Genomic DNA, 25,079 nt, shown 5'->3' on the forward strand with positions numbered 1-25,079 from the left:
AAACAAAAAACTAAACAATATTTTTTTGATTTACTAAAGCGTAATTGTTTGCTTACGTTTAGGTAAAATCCTTTTTCCAAATGGGTTCTCTACCAACTCCGGATGCAATGTGTGCACCGGAATTAACGTTGGCGGCTGAACCAGTTCAATAATCTCTGCCAGTTCTTTTTGGTCAGCATGACCTGAGCAACGTAAGGCTCTAAACTCAATTTCCAATTCTTTAAATTGCTGGACAAACGGTGCATAACTGGGATCAAAATCCCCTAACGGCTCAGCGTTGGAATGCAGGTATAATCCGCCCGGTTGCAAACTAGCAAAATCATCAACCACTTGCCAAAGATATTCATGTTTATCTTGTAAAAGCTGACTGTATGGAATTGCTAACTTGGGGTTTAACTCAGAAATCTTTTCTTCTCTAGGTAAGTAATAATAGTAAGCATCTTTACCCAATTGCTTAAGTAGCTGCGCACGCTTAGCATGTAAAACTACCGTACGCGGCGAATTTGCCATAATCTGCAGCAATCGCTCCACGTTAGTTGGATAAGTATTAAAAGTAATCTGCCGGTTAGGGTTAGCTTTTTGCAACTCTACTACTTCCGCCGTCAATTCTGTTTCACTTTTTGGTCCTTGAAATTCCTGATCGTCTTTAGAAGCGGCTTCTTCCGGCCAAGAATACCCAGTTGCTTCAGTAATTAACACGTCAGAATGCTGTGCCCTTGTTAAAAATTGCTTGACCCAATCAGGATGATAGCCATGCAACCGAATATCGCCAGTATATGCAACTTCCCGATCCGGTGTGGTCACAATCAATCCTGTTGCACCATAGGCATCATGATCACTCGACCAAACTTCTAAGCTAATCTGACCAACTCGCACTGTTTCGCCAGGCTCAACGGCAGTAATTGGGCGAGTATAACTAGACTGACGTCCTGCTGCTGGCAAAAGAAAATCACCTGCTGCATTTAAAATTGGTAACATTTTAGCCGTTAACGGGCCTGCAAAGACTGGAATTTCCGGTGCAATCAGGTTAAGAGCCTTACTATGATCTAAATGCAGATGAGACAGATAGGCGCCAGCATGCTGCCAGCGCTCAGTATCTAAAACGACTCCAGTAATTTTTGGATCATAAAAGTTGGCTACATCACCAATCAGCTGATTTTGAATTAACGTCCGATAATTTTCATCAGGTAAAGCTAATTCTGGACGATAAACTTCTCCTAAATCAAATAACACATGATCGTGGCCATAAGCTACTTCAATCATAGGTCCGCCAATAGTCGTCAAGCCATTATAAAAAGTGATGGTAGTCTTATCCTTTAATATCATTGCGCACCACCCCCCGAATAATCTGCTTTCTAAAGATTAAATACAGAATTAAAATTGGCAAAATTGTTAACGTCGCCGCGGCCAATTGCAATTGAGTTTCACTACCCGCATCAGAAGCAAAGGCTGATAACCCATTATTGAGCAAGCGCATATTATCCTCATTAGTGACTAGCAGTGGCCATAGAAACGAATTCCATCCGGAAATAAAACTGAGTAGGCCTACAGTAAATAAACCACCCTTAGACATCGGCACTAAAATTTTCCAAATATAGTCCCAATCACTTGCTCCATCGATTTTGGCTGCTTGATAAATCGTATCTGAAATTGATCCGAAATAGCTTTGTAAATAATACATATAAAAGATTGAGGTCAAAAATGGTAATACCAGTCCAATATAGGTGTTAAGCAGTCCCAGATGAGCAATCGTATTATAATTGGTAAAAATAATTGCTTCCCCTGGCACCATTAATAATGACAGCAATACCATCTGGATGAAGCCCTTACCTTTAAAGTGCAAGTTAACCATCGCAAAGCCGCCAAGCAACGCATTAAACAAACTGACCAAAGTAGTTACGGTAGCAGTTAAAATCGTATTGAAGAAGTAGTGACCAAACGGTGCTCTAGCAAAAACTTTAGCATAATTGGACCAGTTAAAATGATGCGGAATCAGTGTTGGTGGAATTGAGGTGGTTTCTTGGAAATTCATCAAACCACCTAAAATCATATAAATAAACGGAAAAACAGTAATAACAGCAAAGATAATTAAAATGAGATAACTAAATAAAACGCCCCACCGAATTTTCTTCATTTACTTTTCTCCAATCTTATTCATCATTTTTCGTTGCAGGAATGTGGCTAGTAAAATAATCAAAAATAGAATAACTGTTGCCGCCATTGCCACTCCTGGTGTCCCAACAGTTTGGAACTTGTTATAGATATAAAAGACTGCTGTAGTTCCAGAATTACCAACTCCTGCTTGCCCGTTGAATAGTGCATAAACCGAAGTGTAAATCTTAAAAGCCCCGATTACATTCATGGTTAACAAGAAGGCAATTGTTGGTACCAGCTGTGGCATAGTAATTCGCCAGAATTTATCTTTACCACTGGCACCATACATATCGGCAATCGTATAGTAATTAGGATCAATATTTCTTAATGCACCCATCAAAATTACGATATTAAAAGCCAGCGAACTCCAAATTCCAAAAATAATAATTGTAGTTAGTGACATTGCCGGGTCATCAAGCCAATTAGGTGCTGGTAAATGCAAACTACGTAAAATAAAATTGAGCATCCCATAATCGCCGTTAAAAATATAACGAAAGACAATCCCAATTGCGATCGTCGAGGTAACATAAGGCATGAAAAAGGTAGTCTCAAAAAAGGCTTGATGCTTTACCTTACTAAAAATAATCCACGCTAGCATAATCGAAATTGCAAGACCAATTGGCACTGAAACGACTGCATAGAGAATCGTATTTTTCAATGCTAACCAAAACTCGGGATCTTTAAAAATATACTGATAATTGCTTAAGCCGGTCCACGTCAGATCAATTAAAGATCCCTTTTGAAAACTCATGCCAAAAGCACGCAAAATCGGATAAATACTGAACAAAGTCACAAAAATGATTGTCGGTGCCAAGAAAAGCCAAGCCTTTTTTTGATTTTTCTTCATTATTAATAAACTCGCTCCCCATCAAAAGTAAATAAGAATACCCGATCAAGCCGCATGGCTAGATTTACCTGTTCACCTGGGCTAATTGGTGTTTCTAAATCAATCAGTGACCGCAGTTGCGTGCCATCATGCGTAAACTTCAAGATACGCTCACGCCCAATTAATTCAATATCGTCAATCTCAGTAGTTAAAAAGCCGTTAACATCCGGTTTAATATTTTCTGGTCGAACAGACAGATAGTAATCTCCGTCTGGTAATTCCCGTTTAAACCGCGACTCATCCAAATCTGCTAGCTCAATTGTAAAATTGCTGCCCGCAAGTTCAGTCGCAGTTTTCGTTACCTTAAAATTATCAATCACTGGATTACCAACAAAGTTGGCTACAAAATAATTGTTAGGTGCTAAATAAAAGTTCTGTCCCAAATCATCTTGCTGAATTACTCCATCATTAAAAAGAATAATCTTGTCACCAATTGACAAGGCTTCTTCTTGATCATGAGTGACAAATAAAGTCGTAATCCCAACGGATTTAACTAAGTCGCGGATTTCTTCACGAATCTGTAAGCGCAAGCGTGCATCTAAGTTACTTAATGGCTCGTCCATTAACAAAATTTGCGGCTCCTGAACTAGCGCCCGAGCAATTGCCACTCGTTGCTGCTGACCACCAGACAGTTTACCTGGTTTTTCATCAGCTAATTCCGTAATTTGAGTTAACTTCATATATTTACGGGCAACCTGCTCAGCCTCAGCTTTTGATCGCTTGTTTTTGCCAACAGTTAGCGGAAACATGACGTTCTGCAGGACAGACATATGCGGATAAAGCGCATAATTTTGAAAAACATAGCCAATTTGTCGGTCTTTTGAAGCCACATCAACGACTGATTTCCCACCAAAACGGATATCTCCACTAGTAGGTTCAAGCAGTCCAGCTAAAATATTCAAAATAGTAGTCTTGCCACAACCAGATGGCCCTAATAAACAAACTAAATCTCCCTTTTTAACCGAAAAGCTGACATCCTTAATCGCTTCATGGCCGTTATCATAAACCTTTTTTAAATTCTTTACTTCGACGAATTTGTTATTATCCATTCATTCACACCACAACATCTTGTATCTATCTTTAATTTATCCCCTTAATTTTAAGCTAAATAGTAGTTAAGCACAACTATCTTTAATTGCTTTTTATTTGAGTTTTAGCTTTAACTGCAGAGAGATTTTTGCGTAATTTCTCTATTTTTACTACAATTAAGCTAATCATTAGCAGCCCCAAAACTACTTAGTTAAACAATGGCACAATTTAAAATTATTAAAATACAGGAAAGATGATTACATGATCAATAATACTCCCCAACCGGTTAAAGCTTATCTTGCTGGTGTCAACTTAAATGATCCTAACTTCGACTATTACATGAGCGAATTAGCTAACTTAACTGAGGCTGACAATATGGAAGTCGTCGGTCAAAGTCAACAAAATGCCCAACAAGTTGTCAGTAGCACCTATTTAGGTTTAGGTAAAATCAATGAAATTAAAAATTTAGCACACGGGCTTAAAGCAAAAGTACTGGTACTTAATGATGAGTTATCACCAGTTCAAATTCGTAATCTGGAAAATTTAACTAAGCTTCGAGTAATTGACCGCACAGAATTAATTTTAGAAATTTTTGCTAGTCGAGCTCGCAGCAAACAAGCAAAGTTGCAAGTTCAGTTAGCACAATTACAATATGAATTACCGCGTTTGCACCCTTCAGAAAACCAGCTAGATCAACAGCGTGGTGGGGGATTTGCTAACCGCGGAGCTGGTGAATCTAAGTTAGAACTAAACAGACGAACCATTGGAAAACAAATTGCTGCAATCAAAAAAGAACTAAAGGCAATTAACGGTCAAGAAGCAATTAAAGCTAAACGTAGAAATCAAAAACAAATTCCTAAAGTAGCTCTGGTCGGGTATACCAATGCTGGCAAGTCAACCACCATGAATGGATTACTAACAGAGTTTGCCGAAGATAGCCGTGATAAGCAGGTTTTTGTTAAGAATATGCTGTTTGCAACTCTCGATACTAGTGTCAGACGTATTGACCTAGCACACAATTTCAGCTTTATTTTATCCGATACAGTTGGTTTTATCTCTAAATTACCACACAATTTAGTCGAATCGTTTAAAGCTACTTTGCAGGAAGCCAAAGATGCCGACTTATTAATTAATGTAGTTGATGCCAGCGATCCAAATATGATGCAAATGATTCGCACAACCCAAAGCGTTTTAACCGAAATCGGGATTAAAGATATCCCAATGATTACTGCCTATAATAAAGCTGACCTAGCCAAGCGTAATTATCCGCAAATTGAAGGAAATGATATTTTGTATTCTGCGACCGATCAAGCTTCCATTAAATCGCTAGCAAATTTAATTACTAACCGGATTTTTGCAAATAATAAAAAACTAGAACTTTGCTTGCCACTTAGTGCTGGTAAAGTTCTAGCTAGATTACATGAAGAAGCACAAGTCCTTGATGAGGATTTCCAAGCTGATGGTATTCATGTTCAAGCTTACTTATCACCTAAAAACCAACAAAAGTTTCACCAATACATCATTTAAAAAGAAAAAATAAGCAGTTAATTATGTTGCAATGCACTAATTAACTGCTTATTTTAATTAATCTAAAACTCTTTTAGCTACCGACGGATAAAAGTATGAACTAATCGTTTGCGTAATGACTCCCTGGTCAGGATCAGCAGCATTAACATACTGATTGTCACCAATATAAATTCCCACGTGATATGGCGCATCAGTTGATCCCCAGAACAACAAGTCGCCAGGTTGTAATTGATCCATCGACACGTTCGTGCCGACTTTTACTTGATCTGTAGTTACTCGCGGCAAGTTAAGACCAGCTGCCTCACTATAAACATATTGGACTAAGCCCGAACAATCAAAACTGTCAGGACCATTCCCGCCCCATGTATAAGCTTTCCCTACCTGACTCTTAGCCAGTTTAACTACATCAGTTTGTGAATCGCTGTTACTAGTAGTTACTGTTGAATTGGCTGTAAGTGTAGTGTCACTAACTTCATTACTAGGGGATTTCTGTGGCTTTTTTGCCGGCTTTTTATTACTAGTCGTTGTTTGTGTTTGTGGCAACTCAGTTGTGTAACGTGCCTCAATCCACTCATTAACCCCAACTTTATACCACAAATTTCCTTTTTTATCAGTTGCTATATCTGCTACATTCCACTTACTCTTATTTTTGGCTTCGAAATTAACCAACTGGCCGTTTTCATAATTAGTCCAGATTTTAACTCCTTTACCAGCTAAATAATTGATTTGAACTCGCTTAATGGGATTCTTTACTTTAGTAGCAGCCACTGTTTTAGGTGTTGACACAGCAGCAATGCCTGTTAGCGTTAACGCCGCGGCCAAACTCATCTTCAAAAAATTGTGCTTCATTGACTTATTCTCCTTTTTGGTAGCGAAAATGATCAAAAATTACATTCATTCTTATTTTAGTCGCTTGAGATTTTTAATCAAGTTATGTAATTTATAGCAAAATAAAAGACACTTACAGAGTTAAAGTGCTTCTAACTGCTTATTAACAGTTGGACCGAATCACTTTAGTTATCTAAGTGTCTGGTATTTCATTTTATGCGTTATTAATTATAGAACTCGCTTAGCAACCGCAGGATAAAAGTAAGTACTAATACTTTCCTTAACTACCCCTTGACTAGGTGATGCAGCGTGAACATATTGGTTATCTCCAACGTAGACCCCAACATGATAAGGAGAAGTTGTTGAACCCCAAAACAATAAGTCCCCTGGTTTTAAACTCTTCATTGAAACAGTTTTCCCTTGCTTAACTTGTGAATAGGTTGTTCGCGTAATATCCTTACCGGCTGCTTTATTATAAACATATTGTGTTAGTCCTGAACAATCAAATGAACTGGGACCACTAGCTCCCCATGCATACGATTTGCCCACTTGCGAGTTAGCTAGATCGACAACTGCCTTAGCACTTTTAGTAGTGGTCTTGGACTTCTTAGCTTTCTTACCAGCCTTAGTCGTATAACGAGCCTGAATCCATTGATTCTTACCAATCTTATACCAAGTATTACCTTCGTTATCAACAGCGCTAGCCAGTACATTAACGGTCGTCCCATCTTGAACACGCTTGCCAGTAAAGCTAGGATTTTGATAATTATCCCAAACATTAATGCCATATCCAGGTACATAACTAACTTGCACCTTCTTAGTCGCAGCCGCAACGTGAGAAGTTGTAGAATTGGTTTTAATAGAGCCGATAGCTGCCATTGCCGTAATACTCAGGGCAGCAGCAGTAGTAAATTTAGCTAAGTTACTCTTAATCTTCAACTCATATTCTCCCATATTAACTCAAGTGGTTATGGCTAATCCAGGCGCCACCTTTAATATCTAATTACATAATTTAGTTTACTCACATAGTATTACAAAAATGTTACAAAAATAATACTGTTAAGTAAAAAAGCCATAAATGGAGAAATTCCATTTAGGCTCTTTATATTACTTTAAATATCAAGGAAATTATCTATTAGACTTTAAGTTAAGCTATTAATTATTCAAGTACTCGTTTAGCGGCAGATGGGTAAAAGTAGGTACTAATAGTCTGTTTACGAACTCCTTGATCAGGAGTAGCAGCGTGAACATACTTGTTACCACCAACATAAATACCAACATGATAAGGTGAATCGGCTGAACCCCAGAATAGCAAATCGCCCTTCTTGAGCTTATTCAATGATACCTTTTTGCCAACCGTGACCTGTGAATAAGTTGTACGAGGCAAAACCTTGTCACCAGCTTTTTTATAAACATATTGCACTAGACCAGAACAATCAAAACTGTTTGGACCAGCTGCACCATAAACATAGCTTTTGCCAACTTGCTTTTTAGCTAATTTTGTAACTGCTGAACGCTTCTTAGTAACCGTACTGGCATCTACATCATCAACACTAGCAGCCGAAACTACACTGGCAGTTGTCACTCCAATAACTAAAAGAGCTGCCATTACCATGAATTTAACTAAACTATGTCTATGTCGCAAAACTATTTCCTCCAACGTGCTTAACTTTAATATCTAGAAAGGATAAACTCCATCGGTTCATCAATTCAACTGACAAAATATATCTTACTCACTAAATGTTACACGTTCGTGTCAAACGAGCTACAAAATATTTAGAATTATTTTGTAGCGGAGCTGTTTTTGTAAAAATTACTTAGTTATTAAATTTGTGACTATTTTTTGTAATTCCAATTTGGTCTTGGTCCAATCATCATTAACTAAGATATGAGCATCTTTTTTCAAACTTTCCGGCAATCTGTTTAACTCACCACCACTGAGACGTTGCTCAATTTTAGCTGGATCATCACCGCGTTTAAGTAAACGTTGAGCCAATTGCTGTCTGGTTGTTGTCGTTAAATATAAAAAATACACTCGCTCTTTTAATTGTTTAAGATATGAAGCAGCACCCTTAATATCAACTATTAATGAAGCAAGTTCATGAGTTTGCCAGACTGTGTCTAGTGCTTCTTTGCTTGAGCCATATTGATATGAGCCATATGTTACATGTTCAAAAAAGTGCAATTTGGCAAAGCTGTCATCACTTTCAAAATGATAGGACTGTCCCTGGATTTCCCCAGGTCGAATTGACCTAGTAGTATGAGTCACAACCCGTGGAATATCAAATTCATTTGCCAAATATTCTGAAACAGTGGTTTTGCCAGCACCACTTGGACCAGCAATTAAAATTAATTTTTGCAAAATTTAGACTCCCTTTACTTGAAAACAATCGACTTTTATAATATCTTTGCTATTATAATTAAAACATGGGTAAGAGAGGAAACAAAGTTCATGATCAAAAAAGCAGACGTAAAATTAGACGACATTGTCAGTGCAAAATCTGAAGAAGAACTTACTAAGCCGTTTATTGGCAAGGTAGAAAAAATCTACGAAAATTCTGCCATGTTAGCAATTATTGATTACGATCCAGCAGACAAAACTGCGGTTAGTGACCTCAACAAAAAGCTTGTAGTCAACTTTAAGAACTTAAAACCCGCACCTAAGCGCAAGGTTAAAGAAATTCAAGCTTTGGCTAAAAGTGATGTTAAGGTTGAAAAAATTGCCACTCCTGAAACAACGGATGAAGATTCTAAGAAAAACACTAAGGACACTAAAGATAATGCCTAAAAAGCTATCTTTTAATTAAAAAGTTGCGAAATACGTTCTTCGCTCTTTTTTTTTATGCTTTTTTTCCCTAAAATTAAACTAACAAAAATTTTATGGAGTAAAAAACATTGAAAGAAAAAGTTAAAACCATTTTATTTTGGTTCATTTTAAGTCAACCCTTTTTAGATTTATACTGGTTTTATCATGGTAAATTAGCTAATCTCTTGCCCTTTACCTTACCAACAATTATTCGTATTTTAGCTGTTGGGGCACTAATTGGCTTATATTTTAGCCAGAAAAAATCCTGGCAGAAACTAACTAAGCAAAAATGGTTAATAATTTATCTAATTTTACTAATTGCGTATACAATTTTGCATTTGATTCATGTCAAAAATTTTACCAGTGTTAGCCCAACGGATTATGGCTACTCTAGTAGCAGCGAAATTTTTTATTTAATTAGAATGATTTTGCCACTAATCATTTTATATTTAACTAATGAGCTGCAATTTGGAGAAAAACAACTACGACTGATAATTGAAGGACTTTCTGGATTGTTTTCAGCTACTATTGTTTTGTCAAACTTATTTGTAGTTTCACTCAAGTCCTATGAACATGGCACAATTAGCGCTAATATCTTTGCTTGGTTTTTTGATCCTAACATTGGCTACTCACACATGGCTTCTAAGGGCTTTTTCAACTTTACCAATATGGTTTCAGCAGTACTCTTCATGCTACTACCAATGATGCTGTATTACTTATTTACTAACTTTAACTGGCAAATCATTACTCTAAATATTATCCAAGCCTTAGCTATGATTGAAATCGGGACCAAGGTAGCCGCAATCGGCTTAATCGGTGGGATTATTATCAGTTTACTAGTTTTCTTGTTACACAAATATTTAATTAAGGATATTACTAAAGGCGGCAAAGCTTTTAGCGTGGCAATCCTAATTGGGATCGGATCCTTAGCAATTTTGCCTTTTGGGCCCGCAATTCAACGCTATAATTATGAAATTTATCTCGCCAAGCAATCAGATCATGATCTTACTGATGAACAGCGCGAACTTGATAAAGGTCTTGCAAAATACCCTAAAGGTAAACAACGGCAAACTTTTTTACGCAAATATATTAAGCAAAACTACCAGGCATATGCTTTGAATCCTAAATTCGTACTTAAAAGCTATCCTTACCAATATGATCCAGAGTTTTGGCTAAAAATGATGCAGGAACCAGGTCAAACGCGCATGCAAAATCGTTATGTTGAACGTGCAATGCTAAATCAAGTAGTCAAAACTAATCATAACCATTTGGATAAGTTTCTAGGAATCTCTTATACTCGTGAAAATAACATCTTCAACCTTGAGCGAGATTTTTTGGCACAGATATATTCACTTGGCTGGATTGGTATGTTGCTATTGGTTGGGCCATACGCAATAATTCCTATCTATGCAGCTTATCAGTGGTTACGATATCAAAAGGCGCGCACTTACTTAACAAGCTCACTCCTAGTTTCAAGTGGTTTTATGTTGTTTGCAGCATTTTCATCTGGCAACGTGGTCGACTTCTTGACAGCGAGCTTTATTTTAGCATTTACCGAAGGTGCCCTTTTATCGAGTGTTAAAAAGTCTAATTAAAAAAATAAAACGGCTAATCCCAATGGACTATCCGTTTTATTTTTGTTTGATAAATGAGGCATCTGGAATTCGAATCAGATAATACCGCGTTGCATTATGCCCAGCATGCATCCCAATTCCATTTTGCCAAACCTTTTTATAGGTAGCAGTATAAGTGGCAACATAGGCCTTTTGATAACGACGATCCATCTTATGCAATTGTTTTTCATCATACGGTATCCGCTCAGCATTTAGGTCTAATGGATTTTGACCATAAACAACTGTGGCAAAATCACTAGAGACTTTAACTTTTTTACCTGAACGATAATATGTATAGGTCTGTGTCCCGATTTTTTTCTTTTTGGAATCAAGCGTTACATAACTCGAGTTCCCCTCTCCTGTACTCATGACGAGTGGCTGATACGTAACCTTTGAAGCAATCAACTTAGTATCATCAAGATCAGGATTATCCAGCATAGTTTGCTTAAATAGCCAAACAGCACTAACCAACAAAATCGCAATTTCGATAATATTCAATAAAAAATTAGGCCAACTGAAGCGTCGGTGCTGCTTAATAATCATATTAATGCGCCGTTTACGAATATGTTGAATCACAAATACTGCATAAAGAATGACGACAACCCACAATAGGATGCCCAGTAAATTCCAGCTAAACATAGTGCCTTTCCCCCTGTCGTTGATGTGATCATTATAATGTAAAAAATCACATTTGAATAGCTAGCTTTTTTTAGCTTTGGTCTGTTTGCCCTTCTTCGTAGTTGACTTCTTATTACTTGTCTTAGTGACTTTTTTAGTCGTCGTTTTTTTAGCAGGAGCTGCTGGCTTTTGATATTCACGCACCTGCTTTAATTTAGCCGAAATCTCAGCAGTTAGCTTGGCTATTACCTCATTAGGGTTTTGATTAAGTTCTTCTTGCGTAGCCAATTGATCAATTCGAAAGTTAGAGGCATTTAAATAATCAGAAGCAGTTTCAAAATAAACCAACACTGGATACTCTTCGTCTTCATTAAAAAAATTAGCTACTTTTTTGTAATTACTGTAAGGCAAATTAATCAAGTTAGTTTCTAGGCTAAATCTGACTGGTCGCTGTCCAGTTACCTCAAGAGCAATTTGACTTAAAGAATCATGTTTAATTGCCGTCGCAGTTTGCTCTACCATCTTCTTAGCATAAGCCTCAATCTTAGACTTAGACTTACTTATTTCGGCATATTTAGCAGTTTCTAAATCTTGTAAATAATCTTCTTGTTCAATCTTAGTAGTTAAATCTTGTAAATTAATCTTCAAACTAAAAATTCCTTTTTCACTTTATTAAAATAGCTAGTACTTTTCTCTACCTTACTCAAAATTAGCTATAAAAACAATTTATTTTTATTTATTTTTAAAAAACATTAATTTAAAAAAACAACAAATTATTGGTTTAAGTATTACGCAAACTTTTCCAATTGTACATCATTAGGCTTTTTTATCTACCAGTTAAATAACACTTAGATTTTAGCTTTGAGCAAAAATAAAGTTTTTGTTAATTGAAGCGAATTCATGCTTCATAGCACTTTACAAGCGTTTTCACAAAGAGTAAATTTATAGGTAGTAAGAATTTTTGCTAAATTTTTTAACTGAAAGGTAGACGAATATGTCAGATAAAGTTTACACAGATTATTTCTATAACGAAGAAGACTTTGACAAGAATCATGGCATGGGTTACAAAGAACTCCATATGCCAGAAGGTGTTGAAGCTCAACCTTTAATTGTGCCACCAGTTTTGGAACCTGATAAACAAGAAGGTAACGATGTGTGGTTCACAATTGAATCCCAAGAAGGCGAATTCCAATTTTTGCCAGGTAAGAAGACACATACTTGGGGCTACAATTTCCCAGTTCTTGGTAAAACTATGGTTCTAACGCGCGGACAACACGTTCACGTAACTTTGAAGAACAGTTTGCCAGAACTAACTACTTACCACTGGCATGGTATGGAAGTCCCAGGACCTGGTGCTGATGGTGCTTGTCACTCACCAGTATACCCTGGAGAAGAAAAACACATTGACTTCACAGTTAAGCAACCAGCTGCCCTAACTTGGCTTCATGCTCACCCATGTCCATCAACTGCTATGCAAGTTTGGATGGGTCTAGCTATGGGAGTTGTCGTAACTGATGCTAATGAAGCTCAATTGCCAATTCCTAAGACTTACGGTAAAGATGAATTCCCAATCATCTTGCAGGATCGGATTTTCCATGAAGATAACCAATTCGATTACAAGGCTGATTACAATTCAATGGGTGTTTATGGTGATACTCCAGTCATCAATGCTGTTGTTAAACCATATGTTGATGTTACAACTCAAAAAGTTCGTTTGCTCTTCTTAGGTGGGTCAAACCGGCGTGAATGGCGTTTACACTTTGATAATGATTTAGTCATGACTCAAATCGGTGGTGACGATTCATTCCTAGAGCATCCAGTTAAGATGACTAAAGTTTTAATCGGACCAGGTGAACGTCAACAAGTAGTTGTTGATTTTGGCGATTACCAAGAAGGCGACGTAGTTAACCTTTACACTGATGACTTCAAGTTAGTTGAATTTAGAATTCATAAATACGAAAAAGACGACAGTGTCATTCCTGATACTCTGTTCACTCCTCATGATCCAGTTGTTAATCCAAATGCTGAAGTTCCTAAGGTTACAATGGATAACCACAACATGATGAATGGTCAACAATTCTCAATGCAAAGAATTGACATGACCCAACCAATTATGCAAGCAGAATACTGGGACGTAACCAATACCAATGATAAGAAGAACGGTATGCTTCACCCATTCCATATTCACGGTGCCCACTTCTTAGTTGTATCACGTGATGGTCATGATCCTTATCCAAATGAAAAGAATGTTTACAAGGATACTATTGAAGTAGCTCCTCAAGAAACTGTTCGGGTTAAGGTTTACTTCCAAAACACTGGTGTCTTCATGTATCACTGTCACATCATCGAGCACGAAGATGCTGGTATGATGGCACAAATTCAAATTGTTGATCCTAAGGATCCAGATAAGAAATACAATTTGATGGACATGGAAACCTTAACTAAGGCTTTCTCAGAAGAAAAAGGTATTCCTGAAGATGAAGTTTGGTGCCCAGGAATGGATGTTGAAGGCATGGACGTTAAGGGTGAAGATCACTCAATGGACGCAATGTCTGGCGCAAGTCACCACTAATTTAACTTAAAAAATACCAAAAAAATCACTCAAATTAATTTGGGTGATTTTTTGCTTATAAAGAAGATTTTATGGTTAAATAGTTACATGAATAAAAACAAATTTTCCTACAAATTTTGGACGTATGCTATCTTAGGAGTCGCTTTAGTGGGGATCGCCTGCTTTACGCTTAATACTACTACTTTTAAAGATAAATTCGCCTGGCTTACACTTAAAACAGAGCAAAAACTAGATGTACCACTTGAAAATCAATTTCCCGAATTACCTAATGGCTGCGAAGTAACCTCACTAGCTATGCTCATGCAGTATTACAATATCAAAGTTAATAAATTAGATTTATCCCAAAAAATTGATCATGTTGATTCTTTTACTGACAATGGGCAATATCGCGGTAATCCTAATCTTGGGTTTGTCGGGCTAATGAGCCAGGCTAATGCTGGCTGGTGTGTCTATCATCAACCGCTTGAAAGAGTTGCTCAGCAATATACTAACCGAATACAAGATTTTACTGGGCATGATTTTATCCAAGTCATGAAATTGGTTTCCGATGGTCATCCAGTCATGATTATTACTACACTTAAGTTTAAGCGCGTCCACGATATGCAAACTTGGCATACTAAGCAAGGCAAGGTTCATGTGACCCCCTCATCACATGCTTGCGTAATCAGTGGCTATAATAAGAAAAGTAAGGTAGTCTACGTCAATGATCCTTATGGTCATAAAAATAAGGAAGTTTCTTGGCAACAATTAGAAGCTAGCTATAACCAGCAAGGTAAGCAAGCCCTGTACATCAAATAAAAAGAGCAAGTCCAATTAAGAACTTGCTCTTTTTAAATCGAGGCCTATAAAATAATAGGTGACTACTTCTGTTCACATCAGGTTGGTCAACCACCAACACTTCCCGTGTCTGTCACTTAAGACGGGCGTCCTCATACAAATACGCATCTCGCGTTTTTGTCGACTCGTATAATTAATTATAGCGATTTAATTGCTAAATGCAAATTTTAGTTTGCACTCGCACCGCTAGCAGTATCTACTTTTTCAGCTGATGATAAAGGCTTTAAGTTTTCACGTCCGTTAATTAAAAATGGCGTATTTTCTTGTACTAATACATCAATCATTACTTTAGGAATATTTAAAGTAGGTGCAGATTCGGCTGTGATTGCTGTCTGAATTTGGTCTTCTTTACCGTCTTTGATTTTTTGGATAAAATTAGGCTCAACAATCGATTCCCTACCAATAGCAATAATATCACCATGATTTAGAGCATCCAACGCGTCATCAGCAGTGTGTACACCAGATGAAATTATTGTAGTAGCCCTGTCACCAATTGTTTGCTTCAATAACTGACCATAGCTTTGATTGCTATCTTTTGGACCAGCATTGTATTTAGTAAACAATGAATAATGAACATAATCGATACCTTCATCAGCAATTGCACTAGCCAATTTTAAACCATCCTCAACTGTATAACCAGAAGTATTGGCCACATCTTTAGTCATTTGGCTAGGCATATCCTCTTCAGGAGTCATCCGAAAACCGATAATAAAACCAGGCTTATCTTTGGCTGCTTCTTTGACGGCCTTAAGTACTTCTAATGGGAAGCGCATTCTGTTTTCTAAGCTGCCACCCCACTTATCCGTGCGATGGTTATAAAAAGGTGAGAAAAATTCGTGAACTAAATACCAATTGGCACCATGAATTTCAACACCGTCAAAACCTGCTTTAATTACTCGTTTAGTTGCATCAGCAAACTCTTGAATAACCTGCTCGATCTCTGCTTCACTCATTCCTTTTCCTGGAGTAGGATCAGCTGCAGTGGCAGGCATATCACTTGGGGTTTGCACATAACCATATTTAGCTGCTGAACCAGTTGCTTGTTTTCCGGCATGATGAAGCTGAACAATTGCTTTATTACCATCTTTTTTCATAGTTTGAGCTAGCTTAGTTAAGCCTGGAAGAAATTTATCATCATCCAAACCTAATTCGCCCTCATAATAACCCTTGTCAGATATATAAGATGCACCAGTAATTAACATTCCTTGAGATTTAGAACGTGTAGCGAAATAATCAATTGCTGTTTGTCCTACGGTTCCATCTTTTTCGCCATACAAGGTTAACATCGGTGACATCGCAGTATGAGTTGGAATTGTACCACCATTTTCAAAAGTATATTGAGTCAATAATTTACTATATTTTTCGTTCATAAAAATTTACACTTTCTTGATAAAGATAATTTAGTTACTTTTTGTATATTTGAGCAATTTAACCAGCACTTTTACCGCCATCAATTGTAAACTCGGCACCCGTTGTAAATTCAGATTCATCTGAACCTAAATACGTACAAATTTGGCCGATATCTTCTGGTTTACCAAGATGTCCCATTGGAGTACCAGCTGTAAACATCTTTTCCAATTCAGGTGTTACCATCGGCGTCTTTATTGCACCAGGATTAATTACGTTGACCCGAACGTTATATTTATCATTAGCACCATCTAGTGCCGCAGCTTTAGTAAGCAATCTTACGCCACCTTTTGAAGCACTATAAGCATCAAATGTCGGGCTACTTATAATGCCACCTAATGATGCAATGTTAATAATAGAACCACCTTTGCCCTTCATCACTTTCATGGCATGCTTAATTCCTAAAAAGGTTCCAATTAAATTAACATTGAGCACATTTTTAAAATCTTCTAGCGATTCTTGATCAACCGGAACCGGCTTACAGTCAATACCAGCACAATTAATTAGAATATCTAAATGACCGTACTTCTTGACAACTTCATCAATAACTTCGGTCCATTTTGATTCATCAGTGACATCTTGATTAATAAAATCAACATCTTGCTCACTATTAACTAATGCTTTTTCTTGTTCACTTTCTCTGATGTCCGTGATAATAACTTTAGCACCTTCGTTTAAATAGCAATGAGCTATGCCCATCCCTATTCCACCAGATCCACCGGTTATTATTGCAACTTTATTATTTAAACGTTTCATGTTTATACCTTCTTTGATTACGTTTTCATAAAAATTACTAGGTAAGAGTAACATTACAGGTAAGCGTTTTCAATATAAAGTAAACAATTTCACAATTTTATTAAGATAGTTATATAAAAACAAAAAGTGCCTAACTTTACGAATGCACAGAGCCTATTGACAAGTAGCTTGTAGTAACTTATATAGGTTATTTTTATAACAAAAAAGAAGACACTTCAAACTGTATTACCTAATATCCATAAATCTTCTGCAATTCATGGTTTTAAGGAGTTTTACTCTGTCTTCTTTTGATAACTATTCTACTTAATATTAAAAAGTCTAATCTTGCTTTTTCTAGTTTTAACTGTGTATTAATAACGAACTTTTTCAACCCTTTTAGGCAAATTGGCATTGCTTAATCCTTGAACACTCAACTTCTTTAGCCTCTTTAACATTGCGCAAATCACTTTTAAACGACTAGAAGCCGACACGTTGTCGACTTTCAAGCCTTTATATATCAATGTTTACACGACAGCTAGACGCTTAACTGGCTCATTTTTAGGTCATTAAAATAATTCACTATGAGTTCCAATAGCAGCTAAATACACTACTGTTTTGGACTGCGAATAAATTAATAAGTGATCGCCTGCTTGACCATTAAGATGAATATCAATTATTTTAATGGTTACTCCTACGGATTACCTAAACCCTTTTTAATTTGCTTAATTAATTTCCGTTTAGCATGAATCGGGTGAGGCTTAAAATAACTTGGAATACTTTTACCTTCTATTAACTGGTTCACGATATATTTCCAAGCTGTGCGTCTTTGAGAATCAATTTCTTCTGGTAACTGTTCTTTAAAAACATCGTTCCAATTAGGATCAATCTGTCTCATAGCAAATTGTTTCTTAAATTGACTAGAAAAGCCAATTTCTTTTTTACTCATCCAGCAATTCCATTAATTCTTCATAACTATGTGCTTTGGGCAATTTCTTAGTACCATTCATATCCGCCTTTATCTCTGCCAGAGATGCTTGAACAGTTGCACTAAGCGTAGGAATAATGTATTGCTTTGGCAAACCTTCAGTCGCAACTTCAGTTAAACTCATTCTAACAAAATCAGAAATACTCAAGCCATGCTTTTCTAGTTCCTTACTAGCTTTAGCTTTAATGTCTGGATCCATTCTCGCTTCAATTCTTGCTGTTTGTGCCATTATAATCACCTCAGTTTAAATTGTACCATCATCGTCGTACAAAAATAATTACAATAATCGCATGCTTAGTGTAAAACATCCTAAAGTAGATAGCAGATAGAAGTATGACGATACTTTTTCTACTTTTTCTTTTACAATTAAAGTTGAAATTGAGGTCGTCACAATACTCAATTTTTCTGAAATTTATTGGCTACCTGCTTTTTTAATGCCTGTAATATTATGGAAGCCAGGAATAAAAATACATGATCCCGATAAAATCACGGAATCATGTATTATTTATACCTATTTTCTTACTTTGTTTTAATTAAAAAAGGTCATAGGAAATTCGTAAATTCTATTCTCTTTTGTGGCGTCAAGGTCAGGGTCTGTCCAATTCTTATGATAAGAAATACCAATGAACATTGTTTGCAGATCTGAAGTAAGTTGGATTCCTTCGGTTTCTATAGCATGGGTTCCTGTACACCATTCTGACCATTTGCTATTATTTAAAACTAGGCTTCTACATGAGTTATTAGGTCTGAATCTAGTAACTGATGGAGATGATTCAGGTGTTGCATAATATGGAGTTTCAGTTCCAGATGAAACATAAATGTTTCCGTAATTATCTAATTCAAAGCCTTGAATAGAGGCTTGAGGTAATGCTGTGCTACCTAAGCCAGGAATAGGTTGCAAATTACTTGAAATTTGAGGAATAGTTTCTAAATATGTTTTACTTCTTTCATCCATTTGTTGATTAATAAGATCCATATCATAACGAGCAAAATAGCCATTATTCTGTTTATCAACAGCACCAACCAGTAATTCAGAATAGTTATTTCCTTTACTTATTGCTCCACCTACACGTTTTAAGCCACCTGTCATACCAACAGCTTTATCAATATGAGCAAGTCTAACTACTGATGTATTAGTGTTAATTGTTCCTGGGTTGTTAAAATTAAGTCTCGCTAATTGTAGATCCCAATATTTTTTAACAAACTTGTTGGGATTATTTTTGGATGGATAAGTTGAAGTTTGATCTGCTTCTGTAGCAATAAGCAAATAAGAATTTACACCATCTTTAAAGAAATCCAATGTTTGACCGTGTCCAAAGTTTCTCATGTGTACAACTTTAGCTCCAGTAAAATCAACGGTTTGATAAGTTGAACTTTCTGCAGGTTTTTTAGTTCTACTAATATATGCGTCTTTACCATAACCGCCATTGCTGCTATGTAACTGAAGTGCATAAACATATTTACTTCCAATAAAAAAATTTTGTACAACATTTTTATATGGTAATCCAGTTAATTTGTATTTTAAATGTAACCCATCATTACCGTGCTTAATAATAGGATTTTTATCTATTGCCATTTTATGTAGTTCCTTTCAATAAACAATTAATAACAAAAAATTTCAGCTGAAAGAATTAAGTTCTTACTTAATTCAGTTTCAATATTACTGCAACAATATCTGCTATTGCGGAAATAATTATGCAAATTTTCGGCAAATATGATATAACGTAAGCAACACTAAATTAAAGGAACTACAAAAATGAAACCAGAAAGCTTTATAAAAAAATGTGTAAGTATAGTTGCATTAATCTCATGCATAGCATTATTTCCACAAACCTCTCATGCAGCTACTTATAAAATAATTAAGCAGTCTTCTAATCATCCACACGGACGGTATCGTACTAAAAATCCGAAGGTAAGTGCACCCATTTGGAATAAAAAGCACACAAAAAAATTAAATAATTTAAAAAGCCAGGAATCCAAAAATTGGTATGTTTCGGACTCAGTAAAATTTAAACATGGTAATAAAAAATCCACTTTTTACAAAATAAGTAATGACGATAATACAATTTCAGGTTATGTTTGGCGAGGGTATTTAACCGAAGGTGCAATGGTACCTAAACAATTTTGTTTAAGTGGTGATACTGTACCAATACCTGAAAAGTGTGTTGATGAAAAGGTCAATCAAAAAATTACTCAATTATTTTCAGAAGTTATCCCAGATAAACAGGCTCAATTAGCAGCTAATCTACAAGCAACTCGCGCTCAGTTACATGTTGGGTCGCCAGAAGATATAGCTAAAGAAGAAGAACTAACTGAACTAGGCGAAGATAATCTTAAGCTTATTACCAAAATTAATGTTGAAAAGCCATATACAGGAACCTCTGACAATTTGTTGACTTTTGAAAAGGAACAAATAAGTAAAGAACTACAAAAACAAGGAAAAACACTAAATAGTTTTAAAGGTTATCGTATAGGCGCTTACGTTTTTCCAAAAATCAAGGATAAGTTTACTGGAGTGACAGGAGATTTTTATGGAAAAGCGGTTATTTATTTAATTCCACCTGAGGTCCAATTACCAAGGCAAAATACTATGTTTTATGATCCAATTGATTCTAATTGGGGTACTGGCGACGCTATCAATTCTACAAAGATTGACAAAAACCTGAATAATAAATTAATTAGTCTTTTTCCAAAAACAAATAGAAATTTGCAAGTACAAGTAGCAGCAGACTTATCTTATCCAGATACTATTCCAGATCCGGATGATAGTGAAGGACCTGATTATCATAATAAGACGCTTAAAGACTTGCTCGGGAAAAAAGGCTATAAATCAGCGATAGTTTTAGACACCTATATTAATAGCGGAGATTATAATGATGAAGAAATCTATAGTATAACTAAAAATAAGCTAAAAGTAGCTTTAAAGAAAAAGCATAAAAAATTTGCAGATTTTAAAGGTTATCGCATAGGGGCTTATATCTGTCCTATACATGATGATCATGTTGATAAATATGGTGAAACTGAAGTAATTTTAGTACCACCAAAAGTTAGGTTACCTAATGTAGGTAATCTAACTTTTGGCCTTGATGATGTTAAATTGAATTGAGTATCTGAAAAAAACGGCTCTTTTGCAAATCCTGTTGATGGAGAATAATATTTAATTTGAAATACTTTAGGCAATCATGCTTAAAGTATTTTCTTTTAGCACGGTATTTTTTGCTTCTAACATAATTCTAGCAGTCATGTTGGAAAAGTTACGATAGCCATAAGCTGTGCGCTGAATTTGCTTAATCTTGCGATTAGTTCCTTCAACGCAGCCATTAGAATACTTGCAAATAACCACATTAAATACAGCTTTTCGATTACGTTTAAGGTCTTAAGCGTTATTTTCATCTGCCAGCCCACAGGCCCACATCGGTTTGGCAGTTAAATAATTTAGCCATTTGCTCAGGATTATGTTCAGTTAATGCTTTACTCAAGTCCTGCATTAAATCATAAGTCGCCTGCAATTTTGGATCCTTCTACCACAAGCTGCTCTTGCGTTAGGCAGTCTTTTAAATGTTGATAATACTTAACTTTTTTAACTTCTAGCTTACTGTAAGGTGTTAAATATGATTTAAGCAAGATGTAACGCCGATCACGACGGTAAGCTTCAAGTTCGCTTGACATAAGGCTTGATTTTCCTGCTTGATCAGCTTTTCTTTGGGAGTCATGTTTAGGGCGTCCTTTCGGTTTAATAACAACATTATACCCGTTTTCTTGATAAGAACGTACCAAATTGGCTAACATACCACCGCTTTTAAGCCCTAAGTCTAGGGCAATACTACCTAAAGATTCATGATTTGATTAACTAGCTTGCGCTTTAAACTCTATGGAATAGTTGGTATACGGGCGTTCTAAGATGTTTAAGCCGTACCGATCAATTTAGTAATAAAATCGGCAATTAGTTGGCAAACTTTAGGGAAATAAACGGCAAATTTTAGGTAATTGTGGTATAACTAATTTAACAATTTATTGAGAAAGGACTTACATATGAAAAGAACTAAAGTTATTGCCTTACTAACTACCGTTTGTGCACTAATTAATACCCAAGCTAATGTGCAATCGGTGCAAGCTGCAACTTACCACGTTGTCAAACAAAAGAATTACTCAAAGACTAAGCCTTATCATGCTAAAGACCCTGACAAAAGTGTCAAGATTTGGAATAAAAAACATACCAAAACTATAGGTAACTTGCAAAATTATCCACACACAACTTGGTATGCTTCAGCTTCAGTTACTATAAAGCATGACTCAACTAAAGCTATTTATTATAAGGTCAGAAGTGGCAACAAAAAGCACTCTGGTTATGTCTGGCATGGTTATTTAACTAAGGGAAAATATGTAGCTACTAACACCTCTACTGCTACAGCATTCTTATATAATCCGATAGATCCAGCAAATTTAGACGGAATAGATACCAAGAATATTGATAGCACTTTAAATAATATGGTAATTAGTCTATTTCCAAATACTATTCATGATAAGCAGACTCAGTTAGCTGCTGACCTTTTTGACCACTATGTAATTGGAGCTGAGGGTTGTATACAATTGACAAGTTACACAAAATTAAATAATCAAAGTGACTTTAAAAACTTTATATACAACCAATTAAAAAAGGAATTAACTAAATATAACAAAACCTTTACCGACTTTAATGGTTATAAGATTGGTGCTTATGTAGATCCAAAAAATAAACAGACTATTGTTCTATTAAAGTCACCTGAGTCAACACCAACTAAGTTACCGACCGTATTTTATGATCCCAAAAATTATGCTGGGGTAACTTCTTCTGAATATATTGATACAAAACGTAACGATGAGTTAATAAGTCTCTTTCCTGGAACTATCAAAAATGATCAAGTTCAATTAGCTGCCAATTTGTACCAATCATATTTTGATGTATCCGCTGACTATCCAGAACACTACGATGACATTTGCAAAGATATTCTTGGTAAAAATTATAAGAAAAAAGTGGTTTTTGTTAGGAGCATGTTAGGTTGGAAAGATTCAACATACACAGAAGGAAAAAGTGATGAAGAAATCTACGAAGCTGCTAAAAAAGAAATTGCAAAAGACTTAAAACGTCAGCATAAGAAATTCAACGACTTTAAAGGATATAAAATAGGTGCATACTTCTGTCCTAGCACTGAAGAAAATAACTATGGTGTTACCCAAATTATCCTAGTACCACCAACAGTTAAATTACCCAAAATAGGTAAATGTACTTTTACTATTGATGATGTGCCATTAGATTAATAATTATCTTAAAGCGATTCTTATTGAATCGCTTTTTTATTTTTTCCCACAAATACTTCTTAATAGAACGCCAAGTATTAATTGCTAATAAATAAGCGATATCAAACTGTTCCTCTATAATTTATTGATTCATCGTTTCAATATCAATCGTCTTATCAATCCAATCACCTTCAAAAAAGTCACGTTCATGGCTCACAATGATTACACCACCTGGAAAATTAACTATGGCTTTGCGCAAGGCTTCTTTAGTATCACGATCCAAATGATTAGTTGGTTCATCCAAAAACAACAAGTTAGCAGGCTCAAATTGCATCTTAGCCAGCTTAACCTTTTCCTGCTCACCACCCGACAACTTTTTAAGCGGGCTCATTGCCTGCTGGGCAGTTACACCTAGTCTTGCTAGTGCTCCTCGCAATTCTTTGGGCTTTTTACGATCAAATTCTTCTTGGAGATATTGCAACGGTGTCATATTATTATTTGGCCAAGTCAAATCTTGCTTAAAATAAGCTATTTTGGCAGTCGTTGACAATTCAAAGTTACCAAAGATTGGCTCTAGCTTACCAAGTAAAGTCTTCAATAGTGTCGTTTTACCAATTCCATTAAAACCAGTAATCGCGACCTTCTCATTGCCACCAACCGAAAAGTTAAAAGCTTCTTTAACCAAGGCTTGTTCATAACCGATCACTAAATCTTGGGTCTGCAATAACAGATTAGAAGCTGTTGCCACATACGGAAAGTCAAAGTGGGCTTGCCGATTAGACTTAGGCGGATTCAGAACCGTCATTTTCTCTAATTGCTTTTCACGTGACTTGGCACTCTTAGACCTTGTTCCCGCCTTATTCTTACGAATGTAGGCTTCCGTTTTCACAATTTTGCGCTGCTGATTAGCATAGGCCTTAAGGTAAGTCTCTCGATTAGCAGCCTTTTGCTTCATTGCCTGTTTCAGCGTTCCAGTGTAACGGGTAATTGTGCCAGAATCCACATCAATAATGCAGTTAGTTATTCGTCCTAAGAAATCATAATCATGGCTAACGACAATAAAAGCACCGGCAAAATCATTCAAATAATCAACTAGCCAATCAATATGACCCACATCAAGATAGTTAGTTGGCTCGTCTAACAGCAAAACATCAGGCGTTTCTAACAGTAATTTCGCCAGAATAATTTTAGAACGTTGACCACCCGAAAGTTGTGCTACATCATGGTCATAGCCAAGCTCTGCCAGACCCAATCCTGAAGCAACCCGCTCAATTTCAGTATCAATTTGATAAAAGTTATTCTCTTCTAAGTAAGTTTGCAATTTACCTGCTTTAGTCAGTAACTCTTCATCACCATCAGTAGCATACTGCACATATAAGTCATTTAATTCTTGTTCTTTTTGATAAAGCCCAGCAAAAGCTGTACGCAAAAAAGCCCGAATAGTTACTCCCGGCGTCAATTTAGCATACTGATCTAGGTAACCTACCGAAATTTTATTTTGCCATTTAACTTGTCCAGTATCCGGCAACATTTCTCCAGTCAAAATTTTTATCAAAGTTGACTTACCCACGCCGTTTTGACCAGTCACTCCCATGTGATCTTCTTTATTAAGGACAAAGTTTGCAGCTTCATATAAAGTTTTATCCACAAAACTCTGTCCTAAATTTTTAACCGTTAATAAACTCATTGGCTATCCCCTTAAGCTGAAAAAATACAACTCGTTCTAGTATATAATAAAGTTGTCTTTTTTGCTGGAGACCAAGATAAATTGCATAAACTTAAATATAAGTATTACAACATTTACT

The 25,079-nt window shown here is 36.1% G+C and carries 24 protein-coding genes and 1 pseudogene; 7 read left to right on the forward strand and 18 right to left on the reverse strand.

Annotated elements, in window-relative coordinates:
* Positions 1-33 precede the first annotated feature (33 nt).
* The 4 genes from OZX59_RS05060 to OZX59_RS05075 are packed head-to-tail and all read right to left on the reverse strand — an operon-like array spanning position 34 to position 4,089.
* Positions 34-1,326, reverse strand: coding sequence for an MBL fold metallo-hydrolase (locus tag OZX59_RS05060; protein ID WP_277124883.1), 1,293 nt, complete (start codon positions 1,324-1,326; stop codon positions 34-36).
* A complete protein-coding gene (locus OZX59_RS05065) occupies positions 1,310-2,134 on the reverse strand; it encodes a carbohydrate ABC transporter permease (protein ID WP_277124885.1) in 825 nt (274 codons plus the stop codon). Before OZX59_RS05065 ends, OZX59_RS05060 begins: the two co-directional genes overlap by 17 nt.
* A complete protein-coding gene (locus OZX59_RS05070; protein ID WP_277124887.1) occupies positions 2,135-3,001 on the reverse strand; it encodes a sugar ABC transporter permease in 867 nt (288 codons plus the stop codon).
* Positions 3,002-3,003: 2 nt separating this feature from the next.
* Entirely contained in the window at positions 3,004-4,089 is a 1,086-nt protein-coding gene (locus OZX59_RS05075) for an ABC transporter ATP-binding protein (RefSeq protein WP_277124889.1), read from the reverse strand.
* A gap of 241 nt (positions 4,090-4,330) precedes the next feature.
* Here OZX59_RS05075 and hflX point away from each other — a divergent pair, with 241 nt between their 5' ends.
* A complete protein-coding gene (gene hflX, locus OZX59_RS05080) occupies positions 4,331-5,596 on the forward strand; it encodes a GTPase HflX (RefSeq protein WP_277124891.1) in 1,266 nt (421 codons plus the stop codon).
* A 57-nt stretch (positions 5,597-5,653) separates the two neighbouring features.
* Here the strand turns inward: hflX and OZX59_RS05085 are convergent, their stop codons facing one another.
* The 4 genes from OZX59_RS05085 to OZX59_RS05100 form a co-directional block, all read right to left on the reverse strand.
* Positions 5,654-6,445, reverse strand: a complete 792-nt coding sequence (locus OZX59_RS05085; protein ID WP_277124893.1) for a C40 family peptidase — start codon at positions 6,443-6,445, stop codon at positions 5,654-5,656.
* A 207-nt stretch (positions 6,446-6,652) separates the two neighbouring features.
* The gene (locus OZX59_RS05090) at positions 6,653-7,363 is read right to left on the reverse strand and encodes a C40 family peptidase (RefSeq protein WP_277124895.1); all 711 of its coding nucleotides are present in this window, start codon (positions 7,361-7,363) and stop codon (positions 6,653-6,655) included.
* A 220-nt stretch (positions 7,364-7,583) separates the two neighbouring features.
* The gene (locus OZX59_RS05095) at positions 7,584-8,069 is read right to left on the reverse strand and encodes a C40 family peptidase (protein ID WP_277124897.1); all 486 of its coding nucleotides are present in this window, start codon (positions 8,067-8,069) and stop codon (positions 7,584-7,586) included.
* Between the two features lie 168 nt (positions 8,070-8,237).
* Positions 8,238-8,786, reverse strand: a complete 549-nt coding sequence (locus OZX59_RS05100) for an AAA family ATPase (protein WP_277124900.1) — start codon at positions 8,784-8,786, stop codon at positions 8,238-8,240.
* A gap of 93 nt (positions 8,787-8,879) precedes the next feature.
* On the opposite strand from OZX59_RS05100, the gene OZX59_RS05105 reads away from it, so the two are divergent.
* Both OZX59_RS05105 and OZX59_RS05110 read left to right on the forward strand, forming a co-directional pair.
* Entirely contained in the window at positions 8,880-9,212 is a 333-nt protein-coding gene (locus tag OZX59_RS05105; RefSeq protein ID WP_277126993.1) for a DUF2187 domain-containing protein, read from the forward strand.
* Between the two features lie 107 nt (positions 9,213-9,319).
* Positions 9,320-10,825 (forward strand): O-antigen ligase family protein, encoded by a 1,506-nt coding sequence (locus tag OZX59_RS05110; RefSeq protein WP_277124903.1) that lies wholly within the window; start codon positions 9,320-9,322, stop codon positions 10,823-10,825.
* A gap of 36 nt (positions 10,826-10,861) precedes the next feature.
* Here the strand turns inward: OZX59_RS05110 and OZX59_RS05115 are convergent, their stop codons facing one another.
* Both OZX59_RS05115 and OZX59_RS05120 read right to left on the reverse strand, forming a co-directional pair.
* Positions 10,862-11,482: an LVIS_2131 family protein gene (locus OZX59_RS05115; protein ID WP_277124904.1), complete on the reverse strand. Its 621-nt coding sequence runs from the start codon at positions 11,480-11,482 to the stop codon at positions 10,862-10,864.
* A 60-nt stretch (positions 11,483-11,542) separates the two neighbouring features.
* On the reverse strand, positions 11,543-12,109 hold the full coding sequence (locus OZX59_RS05120; RefSeq protein ID WP_277124906.1) for a hypothetical protein: 567 nt from the start codon (positions 12,107-12,109) through the stop codon (positions 11,543-11,545).
* Between the two features lie 346 nt (positions 12,110-12,455).
* Here OZX59_RS05120 and OZX59_RS05125 point away from each other — a divergent pair, with 346 nt between their 5' ends.
* Positions 12,456-14,033 carry a multicopper oxidase domain-containing protein gene (locus OZX59_RS05125; protein ID WP_277124908.1) on the forward strand — a complete coding sequence of 526 codons (1,578 nt, stop codon included), beginning with the start codon at positions 12,456-12,458 and terminating at the stop codon, positions 14,031-14,033.
* 87 nt (positions 14,034-14,120) lie between these two features.
* Positions 14,121-14,831 carry a C39 family peptidase gene (locus OZX59_RS05130; RefSeq protein ID WP_277124910.1) on the forward strand — a complete coding sequence of 237 codons (711 nt, stop codon included), beginning with the start codon at positions 14,121-14,123 and terminating at the stop codon, positions 14,829-14,831.
* Between the two features lie 206 nt (positions 14,832-15,037).
* On the opposite strand, the gene OZX59_RS05135 is transcribed toward OZX59_RS05130, so the two are convergent.
* The 5 genes from OZX59_RS05135 to OZX59_RS05155 all read right to left on the reverse strand — a co-directional run bounded on the left by OZX59_RS05135 (position 15,038) and on the right by OZX59_RS05155 (position 19,573).
* Complete coding sequence (locus tag OZX59_RS05135; protein ID WP_277124912.1) at positions 15,038-16,240, reverse strand: NADH-dependent oxidoreductase; 1,203 nt, start codon at positions 16,238-16,240, stop codon at positions 15,038-15,040.
* A gap of 58 nt (positions 16,241-16,298) precedes the next feature.
* Positions 16,299-17,033: a glucose 1-dehydrogenase gene (locus tag OZX59_RS05140; protein WP_277124913.1), complete on the reverse strand. Its 735-nt coding sequence runs from the start codon at positions 17,031-17,033 to the stop codon at positions 16,299-16,301.
* 670 nt (positions 17,034-17,703) lie between these two features.
* A complete protein-coding gene (locus tag OZX59_RS05145; RefSeq protein ID WP_277124915.1) occupies positions 17,704-17,958 on the reverse strand; it encodes a hypothetical protein in 255 nt (84 codons plus the stop codon).
* Complete coding sequence (locus OZX59_RS05150; RefSeq protein ID WP_277124917.1) at positions 17,951-18,226, reverse strand: type II toxin-antitoxin system RelB/DinJ family antitoxin; 276 nt, start codon at positions 18,224-18,226, stop codon at positions 17,951-17,953. Before OZX59_RS05150 ends, OZX59_RS05145 begins: the two co-directional genes overlap by 8 nt.
* Before the next feature lie 300 nt (positions 18,227-18,526).
* The gene (locus tag OZX59_RS05155) at positions 18,527-19,573 is read right to left on the reverse strand and encodes a helveticin J family class III bacteriocin (protein ID WP_277124919.1); all 1,047 of its coding nucleotides are present in this window, start codon (positions 19,571-19,573) and stop codon (positions 18,527-18,529) included.
* Positions 19,574-19,753: 180 nt separating this feature from the next.
* On the opposite strand from OZX59_RS05155, the gene OZX59_RS05160 reads away from it, so the two are divergent.
* Positions 19,754-21,103: a hypothetical protein gene (locus OZX59_RS05160; RefSeq protein WP_277124921.1), complete on the forward strand. Its 1,350-nt coding sequence runs from the start codon at positions 19,754-19,756 to the stop codon at positions 21,101-21,103.
* 66 nt (positions 21,104-21,169) lie between these two features.
* Here the strand turns inward: OZX59_RS05160 and OZX59_RS05165 are convergent.
* Both OZX59_RS05165 and OZX59_RS05170 read right to left on the reverse strand, forming a co-directional pair.
* Positions 21,170-21,402 (reverse strand): annotated as a pseudogene (locus OZX59_RS05165) (transposase); the annotation flags it as partial.
* A gap of 87 nt (positions 21,403-21,489) precedes the next feature.
* On the reverse strand, positions 21,490-21,786 hold the full coding sequence (locus OZX59_RS05170) for a hypothetical protein (protein ID WP_277124924.1): 297 nt from the start codon (positions 21,784-21,786) through the stop codon (positions 21,490-21,492).
* 243 nt (positions 21,787-22,029) lie between these two features.
* On the opposite strand from OZX59_RS05170, the gene OZX59_RS05175 reads away from it, so the two are divergent.
* Positions 22,030-23,295, forward strand: coding sequence for a hypothetical protein (locus OZX59_RS05175; RefSeq protein WP_277124926.1), 1,266 nt, complete (start codon positions 22,030-22,032; stop codon positions 23,293-23,295).
* A gap of 121 nt (positions 23,296-23,416) precedes the next feature.
* Here OZX59_RS05175 and OZX59_RS05180 read toward each other — a convergent pair whose 3' ends face one another.
* On the reverse strand, positions 23,417-24,961 hold the full coding sequence (locus tag OZX59_RS05180) for an ABC-F family ATP-binding cassette domain-containing protein (protein ID WP_277124928.1): 1,545 nt from the start codon (positions 24,959-24,961) through the stop codon (positions 23,417-23,419).
* Positions 24,962-25,079 lie beyond the last annotated feature (118 nt).

Source organism: Lactobacillus sp. ESL0681 (genome assembly GCF_029392835.1).
Lineage (GTDB): Bacteria > Bacillota > Bacilli > Lactobacillales > Lactobacillaceae > Lactobacillus.

Bases quoted from the DNA above. Each gene is read 5' to 3' on its own strand.
- OZX59_RS05060 (WP_277124883.1), bottom strand. From the start codon at position 1,326: ATGATATTAAAGGATAAGACTACCATCACTTTTTATAATGGCTTGACG.
- OZX59_RS05065 (WP_277124885.1), bottom strand. From the start codon at position 2,134: ATGAAGAAAATTCGGTGGGGCGTTTTATTTAGTTATCTCATTTTAATT.
- OZX59_RS05070 (WP_277124887.1), bottom strand. From the start codon at position 3,001: ATGAAGAAAAATCAAAAAAAGGCTTGGCTTTTCTTGGCACCGACAATC.
- OZX59_RS05075 (WP_277124889.1), bottom strand. From the start codon at position 4,089: ATGGATAATAACAAATTCGTCGAAGTAAAGAATTTAAAAAAGGTTTAT.
- hflX (WP_277124891.1), top strand. From the start codon at position 4,331: ATGATCAATAATACTCCCCAACCGGTTAAAGCTTATCTTGCTGGTGTC.
- OZX59_RS05085 (WP_277124893.1), bottom strand. From the start codon at position 6,445: ATGAAGCACAATTTTTTGAAGATGAGTTTGGCCGCGGCGTTAACGCTA.
- OZX59_RS05115 (WP_277124904.1), bottom strand. From the start codon at position 11,482: ATGTTTAGCTGGAATTTACTGGGCATCCTATTGTGGGTTGTCGTCATT.
- OZX59_RS05125 (WP_277124908.1), top strand. From the start codon at position 12,456: ATGTCAGATAAAGTTTACACAGATTATTTCTATAACGAAGAAGACTTT.
- OZX59_RS05130 (WP_277124910.1), top strand. From the start codon at position 14,121: ATGAATAAAAACAAATTTTCCTACAAATTTTGGACGTATGCTATCTTA.
- OZX59_RS05135 (WP_277124912.1), bottom strand. From the start codon at position 16,240: ATGAACGAAAAATATAGTAAATTATTGACTCAATATACTTTTGAAAAT.
- OZX59_RS05140 (WP_277124913.1), bottom strand. From the start codon at position 17,033: ATGAAACGTTTAAATAATAAAGTTGCAATAATAACCGGTGGATCTGGT.
- OZX59_RS05145 (WP_277124915.1), bottom strand. From the start codon at position 17,958: ATGAGTAAAAAAGAAATTGGCTTTTCTAGTCAATTTAAGAAACAATTT.
- OZX59_RS05150 (WP_277124917.1), bottom strand. From the start codon at position 18,226: ATGGCACAAACAGCAAGAATTGAAGCGAGAATGGATCCAGACATTAAA.
- OZX59_RS05155 (WP_277124919.1), bottom strand. From the start codon at position 19,573: ATGGCAATAGATAAAAATCCTATTATTAAGCACGGTAATGATGGGTTA.
- OZX59_RS05160 (WP_277124921.1), top strand. From the start codon at position 19,754: ATGAAACCAGAAAGCTTTATAAAAAAATGTGTAAGTATAGTTGCATTA.
- OZX59_RS05170 (WP_277124924.1), bottom strand. From the start codon at position 21,786: ATGTTAGCCAATTTGGTACGTTCTTATCAAGAAAACGGGTATAATGTT.
- OZX59_RS05175 (WP_277124926.1), top strand. From the start codon at position 22,030: ATGAAAAGAACTAAAGTTATTGCCTTACTAACTACCGTTTGTGCACTA.
- OZX59_RS05180 (WP_277124928.1), bottom strand. From the start codon at position 24,961: ATGAGTTTATTAACGGTTAAAAATTTAGGACAGAGTTTTGTGGATAAA.